Origin of the sequence: Streptomyces hainanensis, assembly GCF_004348415.1 — a bacterium.
GTDB classification, from domain to species: domain Bacteria; phylum Actinomycetota; class Actinomycetes; order Streptomycetales; family Streptomycetaceae; genus Streptomyces; species Streptomyces hainanensis.
This window is the reverse complement of sequence record NZ_SMKI01000328.1, coordinates 1-8,991: the sequence shown is the minus strand read 5'-3', so window position 1 is coordinate 8,991 and position 8,991 is coordinate 1. Positions and strand designations below refer to the sequence as shown.

The 8,991-nt window shown below is 67.0% G+C and carries 7 protein-coding genes and 1 pseudogene; 7 read left to right on the top strand and 1 reads right to left on the bottom strand.

The genetic code is table 11. The annotated features are described in order from the left end of the window. The 3 genes and pseudogenes from E1283_RS38255 to E1283_RS25595 form a co-directional block, all read left to right on the top strand. Positions 1–380, top strand: a pseudogene (locus E1283_RS38255) (hypothetical protein); the annotation flags it as partial. Positions 381–390: 10 nt separating this feature from the next. Continuing rightward, complete coding sequence (locus E1283_RS25600) at positions 391–1,161, top strand: bestrophin-like domain (protein WP_132820512.1); 771 nt, start codon at positions 391–393, stop codon at positions 1,159–1,161. Positions 1,162–1,207: 46 nt separating this feature from the next. Continuing rightward, the gene (locus tag E1283_RS25595; protein WP_132820511.1) at positions 1,208–2,677 is read left to right on the top strand and encodes a carboxyl transferase domain-containing protein; all 1,470 of its coding nucleotides are present in this window, start codon (positions 1,208–1,210) and stop codon (positions 2,675–2,677) included. Here the strand turns inward: E1283_RS25595 and E1283_RS25590 are convergent. Next, positions 2,629–3,492, bottom strand: a complete 864-nt coding sequence (locus E1283_RS25590) for an MsnO8 family LLM class oxidoreductase (RefSeq protein ID WP_341829950.1) — start codon at positions 3,490–3,492, stop codon at positions 2,629–2,631. The two genes, E1283_RS25595 and E1283_RS25590, sit on opposite strands and share 49 nt — an antisense overlap. 139 nt (positions 3,493–3,631) lie before the next feature. Between E1283_RS25590 and E1283_RS38995 the strand changes: the two genes are divergently transcribed. From E1283_RS38995 to E1283_RS25570, 4 genes are all read left to right on the top strand, one after another. Then, complete coding sequence (locus tag E1283_RS38995; protein ID WP_243745097.1) at positions 3,632–5,143, top strand: recombinase family protein; 1,512 nt, start codon at positions 3,632–3,634, stop codon at positions 5,141–5,143. A gap of 153 nt (positions 5,144–5,296) precedes the next feature. Beyond that, a complete protein-coding gene (locus tag E1283_RS25575; RefSeq protein ID WP_132820509.1) occupies positions 5,297–5,710 on the top strand; it encodes a hypothetical protein in 414 nt (137 codons plus the stop codon). A gap of 1,597 nt (positions 5,711–7,307) precedes the next feature. Beyond that, positions 7,308–7,457 carry a hypothetical protein gene (locus E1283_RS37490; protein ID WP_165956238.1) on the top strand — a complete coding sequence of 50 codons (150 nt, stop codon included), beginning with the start codon at positions 7,308–7,310 and terminating at the stop codon, positions 7,455–7,457. 588 nt (positions 7,458–8,045) lie between these two features. Continuing rightward, a complete protein-coding gene (locus tag E1283_RS25570; RefSeq protein WP_165956237.1) occupies positions 8,046–8,876 on the top strand; it encodes a phage major capsid protein in 831 nt (276 codons plus the stop codon). Positions 8,877–8,991: the final 115 nt, after the last annotated feature.

Sequence of the window (8,991 nt, the reverse complement as noted above, 5' to 3'; positions counted from 1 at the left end):
CTCCGGAGCCGACCCCGGCGCCACCGCCCACCACCGCGCCGCCGGCGGAGGAGTCCCCGGCTCCGCCGCCGGCCCCGGCGCCCGCCGAGCCGGAGGCGGCGGCCCCGCTCCCGGCCGAGCCGCTCCCGGCCGAGCCGGAACCCGAGCCGGAACCGGAAACGGAGCCGGAACCGGAACCGGAACCAGCGGCTTCCTCGCCCTCCCCCACGGCCCTGTCGCCCGCGGCCGGCCTGCGGCTGCCGATGGACGGCGAACCCCCGGACCCGGGCGGCTCGTTGGTCACCCGCACCCTGCTGGTCCTCGCCCCGGCGGTCCTCGCCGCGGCCGCGCTCAGGCCCCGCTCGCGCGCCGCCGCCCGTTCCCGTTCCCACGCCCCCTGAGGAGGCCCGTGTGTCCGAATGGCTGGCCCTCGTTCTGATCATCCTCGCGACCTGCGGGGCCGTCTTCCTGTTCGCCGTGGTCCGGCAGCGCCGGGCCGGCGCCACCGAGGACCCCTCGGAGACCCCCGACGTCATCGAGTACATGACGATGATGTTGGGCGTCGTCTACGCGATCGTGCTCGGCCTCGCCATCGCCGGCGTCTGGGAGGCGCGCGGCTCCGCCGAGGACTGGGTGCGGCAGGAGGCGCAGGCGCTCCACGAGATGGACGTGCGGGCCGGGGTCTTCCCGCCCGACGTGCGGGACGGGATACGAGCCGACATCAACGGCTACGTCGACTACGTGCTGGAGGACGAGTGGCCGCTGCTGGTGGATCACGGCGAACTCGGTGCCGAGGGCGACGTGTTGCTGCGCGAGCTCCGGGAGGTCATCACCGGCCGGGAGCCGACCACGGTGCGCGAGACGGAGTCGTACCAGGGGCTGATCGACCAGTTGGCCAGGGTGGACGAGGCCCGCGTCGGGCGCGCCCAGAGCGCCGAGCCCACCATGCCGCTCGCGGTGTGGATCGGCCTGGTCAGCGGGGCGGTCGCGGTGATCGGCATGGTCTTCGTGCTGCAGATCCGGCGGTCCGGCCGGGAGTTGCTGCTGGCCGGGATGTTCACCGCGATGATCGCCTTCCTGCTCTTCCTGGTCTACCACTTCGACGCCCCCTACTCCCGCGGCCTGAGCGACGTCACCGAGTCCTACACCCGGCACTTCCCGGAGGCCGGCGGAGACTCCTGAGCCCGCGCCACGGATCACCGTGTACCCACCACCTAGCATGATGCGAATGAGCGCTCTCCCCCCGGGCCCGGCCGCCGCCCCGGCGGCGTCGGCCCGCGAGTTGGTCACCGCGCTGGCCGGGGACCGGTTCACCGAGCTTCCCCACCGGCCGACGGCCGACCATCGGGCGGCTGACGGCGACGGGCCCGTCGGCTGGCCCGGCTACGGCGCGGCGCGGGCCTCCGCGAGCCGGCGCACCGGCGAGTCGGAGGCGGTGGTCCCCGGCATCGGGCGGGTGGGCGGCACCGAGGCCGTGTTGATCGCCTTCGAGTTCGGCTTCCTCGGCGGCTCGATCGGCCGGGCGGCGGGCGAGCGGATCGCCGGCGCGTTGATCACCGCCCGCGAGTTGGGCCTGCCGGTGGTCTCGCTGCTCGCCAGCGGCGGCAGCCGGATCCAGGAGGGCATGTTCGCGCTCGCCCAACTCCAGGGGATCGCCACCCAGTTGGTGCGGCTTCGGGCGGCCGGGCTGCCACATCTGGCTGTGCTGGTCGGCCCGGTCACGGGCGGCGGCTGGGTGACGCTGGGGGCCGGCGCCGACGTCAGGCTCGCGCTGCCCGGCACCCAGGTGGGCTTCGCCGGGGCCCGGGTCAGGCCGGCCGACGCCGACCCGGCGGCCTACACGGCCGAGGCGCAGGCGGCGCTGGGCCGGGTCGACGCGCTGGTGGCGCCGGCCGACCTCGGCGCCGTCGTCGCCCGCTGGCTCTCGCTGCTGACCACGCCGGCGGCAGGCCCCGCCTCGCCGCCCACGGCGCTGCGCGCGGCCGAGCCGCCGGAGAGCGGCTGGGCGGCCGTCGAGTCCGCGCGGCATCCGGACCGGCCCCGGGCGGAGGCGTACCTCGGGGCCCACTTCACGGAGCGGGTGGAGCTCGGTTGCCCCGATCCCGGGCTGCTGTGCGGCTTCGGTCGGCACGAGGGCCGCACCGTCGGCTATGTCGCGCAGCGTGGCACGGCCACCACTCCGGCGGGCTTCCGGGCCGCGACCAGGCTGTTCCGGCTGGCCGACCGGCTCGCCATCCCGGTGTTGACCCTGGTGGACACGCCGGGCGCGGCCAACGGCGCCGAGGCGGAGCGGGACGGGGTGGGCGCCGCGATCGCCGAGTCGATCATGGCGGTGGCGGCGGCCACCATCCCGGTGACCAGCCTGATCATCGGCGAGGGCGGCTCGGGCGGCGCGGTGGCCCTCACCGCCCCCGGCCGGACCTGGGTCACCCCGGACAGCTACTACTCGGTGGTGGCGCCCGAGTCGGCGCTCGGGCTGCTGCGGCGGGGCCCGGAGCTGCTCCGGGCCACGGCGGACGAGCTGCGGCTGCGGCCGGGCGACCTGGTGGAGTTGGGCGTGGCCCGTGGCATCGTGCCGGTCCGCCAGCCGCCGGCGGGCGACGAGGCGGCTGCGGGCGACCAGGTGGCGGAGGATCAGCCGCCGGTGGATCAGCCGCCGGTGGACGTGAGTCCGGCCAGCCGGGCGAGCCGGCGGTAGGAGTCGAACCGGCCCGGGAGGCCGTCGCCGAACGTCAGCAGCAGCTCGTCCGCGTCGGTGCGGGCGATGAGCCGGCCCAGCTTCTCGGTCATCTCCCGCTCGTCGCCGTGCAGTTGGCCGGCCCGTGCCTGGTCGAACAGGCGCTGTTCGCGTTCCGTCAGTTGGCGGGCCGCCACCCGGTGCGGCGCTTCGAGGGGCGGGAAGACGCCGCGGGTGCGGGAGTAGACGGTGGCCCACGCCTCCGGGACCTGGAGCTTCGCCGCCTCCTCCGCGGTGGCGGCGACGGCCGCGTTGACGGCCAGCAGCAGCTGGGGCCGGTCGCCGTGCGGGCCCGGGGTGAACTCGGCGCGGTAGCGGTCGATGGCCGCGAGCATCCGGTCCTCGTCGCTGAGATGGGCCATCACCAGCGGCAGCCCGAGCGCGGCCGCGATGGCGGCGCCCTCCCCCACGGCGAGTACGAAGGCGGGCACCCGCAGCCCCGTGGCGGGCGGCGCGGCCAGCGGTGCCGTGCCGTCGAAGTACGCCAGCAGCTCGGTCAGCCGCTCGCCGAACCGGTCGGCGTCCGCCTTGTCGGCGCCGAGCGCGCGCCGCACGTCGGCGGTGAAGCCGACGGACCGGCCGAGGCCCATGTCGATCCGCCCCGGGAACAGCGCCTCCAGCACGCCGAACTGCTCGGCCACCACGAGCGGCCGGTGGTTGGGCAGCATCACGCCGCCGGTGCCGACCCGGATCCGCCGGGTGGCGGCGGCGACGGCCGCCGCCAGCACGGTGGGCGCCGAGCCGGCGACGCCGGGCACCGCGTGGTGTTCCGCCACCCAGGTGGCCCCAACACCCTGGGACCCCCGGCAAGCGGACCGATATCCGCAGGTCAGGGACGTGATTGCCATGGTGGCCAGTACGGTCAAGCAATCCACTCGCTCACGCACGGGAGTGAACGCCACAACACACGGGGGTGTGCTCCCCCACACGCAGAAGGACAACAGGCCAGAGGTGGACCTGTTGCTTCGGAAATCCAAGGTCGTCCGCGAAGGGGAACGTGCCCTTTCCCTCCGAGCGCAGGAAGAACGGGGGCGCCGATGGGCGGACGAAGAGGGTTACCGCGTTCGTAAGATTTGGAAAGAGAACCTGTCGGCATGGAGCGACGTTCAGCGGCCCAAGTACGACGCTGCTATGTCGGCGGTGCTGCACGGTGAGGTACCCGCGCTGTGGTGCTACGCGCTCGACAGGTTCAGCCGTAAGGGGGCCGAAGCCGTTGTGCCGATTCTCGGCAAGGCTCGCGTCATCTTCGACTATGAGCGGCTGGACTCAAGCCAGGAACGCGACCGGCAATGGATCATTCAGCGCGCCGAAGAGGCCCGCGCTTACTCCACGCGCCTGTCGTACAACGTGTGCCGGACAAAGGCACGGCAGCGAAACGAAGGCCGATGGCTCAACGGGGCACCGTTCGGACTCGTTGCCGACACGAAAACTCGGAAGCTGTCCCCCAACACGAAGAAACTCAAGGGCAAGGGCTACTCCCCGTGGGATGTAATCTGCCGCATCCTCAAGGAGATCGCGGACGGCATATCTGCCCGCGCGCTCGCGAAGAAGTTCAACGAGGAAGGCGTCAAGTCCGCAACGGGCAAGGGTTGGCGTGCGAACAGTATTGCCAAGGTTGTCCATCACCCTGTCTATGAAGGCTGGCTAACGTACAGCCCCGGGGGAAAGTCACAGTGGGCGACGGTTCACTACCTTAACGAGGAAGGGGAGCGTGTCCGCTGCGTCGAAGACGACGTATTACCGAAGATGATCCCCGCTGAGCTTGCCGAGAAAGCGCGTCGCGTTCTCCGTGGGCATCACATCATCGATAACCGTCCGCGCCCCGGACGCGCAAAGGCACTCCTTGCCGGGCGACTGATATGCGCAGGGTGCGGAAAGAAGATGACCGCCGAAGGCGACGGCTACAGATGCCAACTCCGCGCACAGGAAGGGCCTTGCTCCGCTAGAGCCTCGGTCATGCGCTCCTCCCTTGAGACGTACGTCGTGAAGCACTGGCTTGCTCGCCTGTCAAACGCGGAAATTGACGACCCGCTGATGATCGCCGTCGCTCAGCGCTGGCAGACTCTCACGCGCCCGGAGGAATCGGCAAACATCAAGGAGGCCCTTGCGGCTGTCAAAGCGGCTGAGGCAGCGCTAGACAAGTTCCACGAAGACGACCGGGCGGGCTTCTACTCCGGGCGGAGCGCCAAGTACCGGGTTCCCGCGAAGAATGACGCTGAGGCGAAACTGACAGCAGCGGAAGAGCGCCTAGCCGAACTGGCAGGCGGACCCATTGATATCTCGTTCTTGCTGAACGGCGACGGGCCGGAAGCGTGGGAGTCCGCAGACGAAGCGCTGAGGCGTGACCTTTTGGGCTTGGTGATCGAGAAGGTCACAGTTACCCGCGCGCCAAGGGTTGGTGCTCCATTCAATGGGGAGAGCGTGTAACCGTCGAGTGGGCAGTTCCGGTCGAGTCTGACAGCTTGGCCGTAGCCGCATAAATCTTCTGCCCGTGTAGCAGACGGATGGAAGCGGGCACCGGGGGTGCCGGACGCCAATCACGAACACCCCCGGTGTCTCCCGAAGGAGAGAGGCAATCGTATGTCAGAGAACACGTGTGGAGCGCGTAGGCCCGGTTTCGAACTCCGCGCCCCCATCGGCCGGAACTCCATCCCCTGTGCGCTGGACGCTGAGCACCAGGGCGACCACGCCAACGCCTTTGGCGACCGATGGACGAACCTCAACGGCCACGTTGACGCTGCCCGGAACGGCGACCCGAACGCCACGGCCGTTGTGCTGGCTGCCATGCAGGGGCTCATAACGGCCTACGCGGGCAGCAACGAAGAGCGCCAGCAATGGGCACGCGTCGCCCTGTGGGCTTCCCTCCCGCAGTACGGCGCGGGCGACTTCACGGCCCTCGCACGAACGGCGCTTGAGGCCACTGCTACCGCCGGGGAGCCCCTGAGCGCCCGTCTGCGGGCCGAAGGCGAGTCGGCCCTACTCCGCAGCGCCTGAGCGCTCCTGGTCGCTCTCACGGGCGATACGGAGGTGCTCAGCCGGTAGCCAACGAACAACCGCCCCCTGTCTGGCCACATACCAGGCAGGGGGCTTCGTTATGCGCCCAGCCAGTGACAGAAAGTTAACCATCGTTAACTCAAGTCAGCACGACTGATCAGCGGAAGTGACGAAGTGACGATTTGGAGGCCATCCCAGTAAGAGCATAAGAAACCTATGGGCTTTACGGAAGTAGGGTTCGAACCGTCACTTCGTCACCCTCCCAACTTTCCAACCGTGTGATCCATGCCACAATTAAAATCACCAATTTGACATTCCCCCAGGTCAGCAAACTGCGGATGCAGGGCTCACGGCAATCGACTCGCTAGAACTAGAGAGAAGGCAGTTCGCTGCCTTGCCGCTGCGTTCGCCAGGAATCGCGCAGCGATAGAGGCCCCCTAGCGGCGGGGTTCCAGTCGCTACCGTGCCCCCCGCATTCGGGTTGAGCGCGTGTCTGTCGTTCCTGGCGGGGGCAGATGCGCACTCCCCGGGTGCGGGGGTTTCGCGTTTCTCGCCAGGAAATGAGATCTCATGAGTGCGTACAGCGCATACCGTATGGCACATCACCGCGTTGTCCAAGTTCACGGACCACCGGGCCATAACCCGTGCGTCTGGTGCGGAATCAGTTCCGATGATTACGCGTATGACCACTGCGACCCCAACGAGATTCACGCTGAGGGGTATTTGTGGTCTCACAACACGGGTCACTACATGGCCATGTGCCGATCCTGTCATAAGTTCTTCGACAACGCACACGCTAAGTACTCCGGCCCTGATCTTAAGCGGGAGCTAGAGGCGCGCCGGAAGACGGCGTATGCCTCTGTAAGCGAGGAACGGCGCGCAGTTGAGGCCATGGCCCGTGAGTCCAGCGCAATGACTAGAGAGCGATACCTAGTTGCTCAGGGAGCACGCCTAAGTAAGCGCTACGGCAGAACGGATGTTGCCAGTGAACGGGCCACGCATGAGCTACTGGTTCGAGCCTACGCGGAGGGCGATTCGCAATGACCCGACTCCCCTATCTCGCCTATCTCCTGTCGCTCACCGCCATTTCAGTTCTGCTCATTCTGGGAATCCTATGGACATGACCGCTCTAGCGCGTGCTCTTTCGCTTCTTGAGGGGCATACGACCGTGCCACGGGACCCGGCAACCAGGGCCGAAGTCCTCGCAGCATTCAAGGCGCTCCGCATACTGCTCTCTGGCGCCACCTACTAAGAATAGTAGGTGTCAAGTCTTCCGCTGGACTGCACATTCAGCGGCAGGGGTTAGGCCATGACCCATCTTCCTAGTGCACGCGGTTGGACTTGCCGCAATGCCTCTTACCGGTCGGGCGCGACACCTGTCCGGTAAGAGGCACCTTTCCGCGTGGGCATACGCGGTTCTCGAATAATCTTCCCCGCTGCTCCCTGAACGAGTGATGCCCTAGGCGTTCAGGTTAAGCGGCGGGGATATACGCATTGGGGCATCATGCATGAGATATCAGAACTTCTGTTCGATTCGGCGCGACTAATCGCGCGTCTCCACTCTGAGAATGTGAGAACGCGCATTCCTGCTGGTGTCGTGGCAACGCTGCTGCGTCTTGATGAGGATGAGCTACGGGCACTGTATGGCGAAAGTCTCACCGCTTCTCACGCTGTCGAATACGTGAAGCACGGTCCGGCTAACCACATCCTCACTGACATTATCGAGGGGGCTTCGGTCAATGGCTGACACGCCGGATACTCCCGAGACTGAAAGCCCAGAAACGACTGACACGCCCGAAGAGAAGCCCCTCAGCGGGAACCAGGAAGCCGCCAAGTACCGCCGACGCCTACGGGAAACCGAAAGCAGGCTAGAGGCTTCCGAGACGCGCGTTAAGGCTCTGCTGCGAACGCAGATTGAGAGCCATGCTGCCAAGCGCCTAAGCGTTCCGGCTGATCTCTTCGATATCGGAAGCGTTGACCCTGATGACCTTACTGACCCGGAAGGCAATGTCATGCCAGACGCGGTAGATGCTGCCATTGATGCGCTTCTTGAAAAGCGCCCGGGTCTGTCCAACGGCCCCCGCCCATGGGGGAACGTCAGCGGGGGTTCTGACGACGAACCAGAGAGCGGAAAACCTACTTGGGCTAGCGCACTCCGCCCCCGCCACTAAGTAATACCCCTGCCGGAAATACAGGCAGGGGCTCATATTCGAGTTCTGCGGCCGGTCTGGCGCCACCGTGGAAACCACGCCTGAGCCTGTGGCTCACCAATGTTCGCTACCAGGCGTAGCGGGCTCTTTCTCGTTTCTAAGACGAAAGGGCCTGCAAAATGGCTATGTTCACCACCGGTAACCCCGGTCTACTTCCGCCCGAATATGGGCAGCTCATTACTGAGCCGATGACTCAGATGTCCGTTGCGATGCAAGTTGCAACAGTCGTCACTACCGGCGCGAATGAATTCCACTTCCCACGCGTCAACTCGGATATTACTGCGGCATGGACTGCTGAGGGTGCGGCTATCGCGTCTAGCGATGTGGCAACTGACGCATACGTGGTGGTCCCGAAGAAGCTTGCTTCTCTGACCACTGTCACCAACGAGCTGGTGAACGACTCTTCGCCTGCCGCTCAGGAGATTGTCGGTCAGTCCATTGCCCGCGAAATGGCGCGGAAGCTCGATGCGGCATTCTTCGGCAACCTGTCCGCCCCCGCTCCGGCCGGTCTCGGCTCGCTGGCTGGCACGCTCGTTGTCGATACCGGCGCGACTATCACCAACGCTGACCCGTTCATTGATGGTCAGATGGAGATTGAGGCCAGCGGCGGGGTTCTGACCGCGTGGGTTGCTTCCCCGGCAACCGCCCGCGCTATCGCCAAGATCAAGGAAGCCAGCGGTTCTAACCGGCCGCTCGTCACTCCGGACGTGTCGGCGCCTTCCGGCCGCCTTCTCCTTGGCCTTCCGCTGTACACGACCACCGCTATCCCTGACGGTACCGTCTGGGGTATCAGCAAGGCTGATGTCTTCGTGGTCATGCGTCAGGATGTAGAGGTTGCTACTTCCTCGGGTGGTTCTACCTTCGCCGCAGACAGCACCGACATTCGCGGCGTGATGCGGGTGGCCCCTGGATTCCCCCGGCTAGACAGCATCGTGAAGCTTTACGACGCTGCGTAAGACACTTAGGCCCCGGTCTCTTCCCATTGTGCGTGGGAGGAGAGACCGGGGCCTTTCGTGTTCGCGCCCCCTGCGCGCACCTAAGCCCCCCTCACGTGCTGCCCCTCCCTCATGC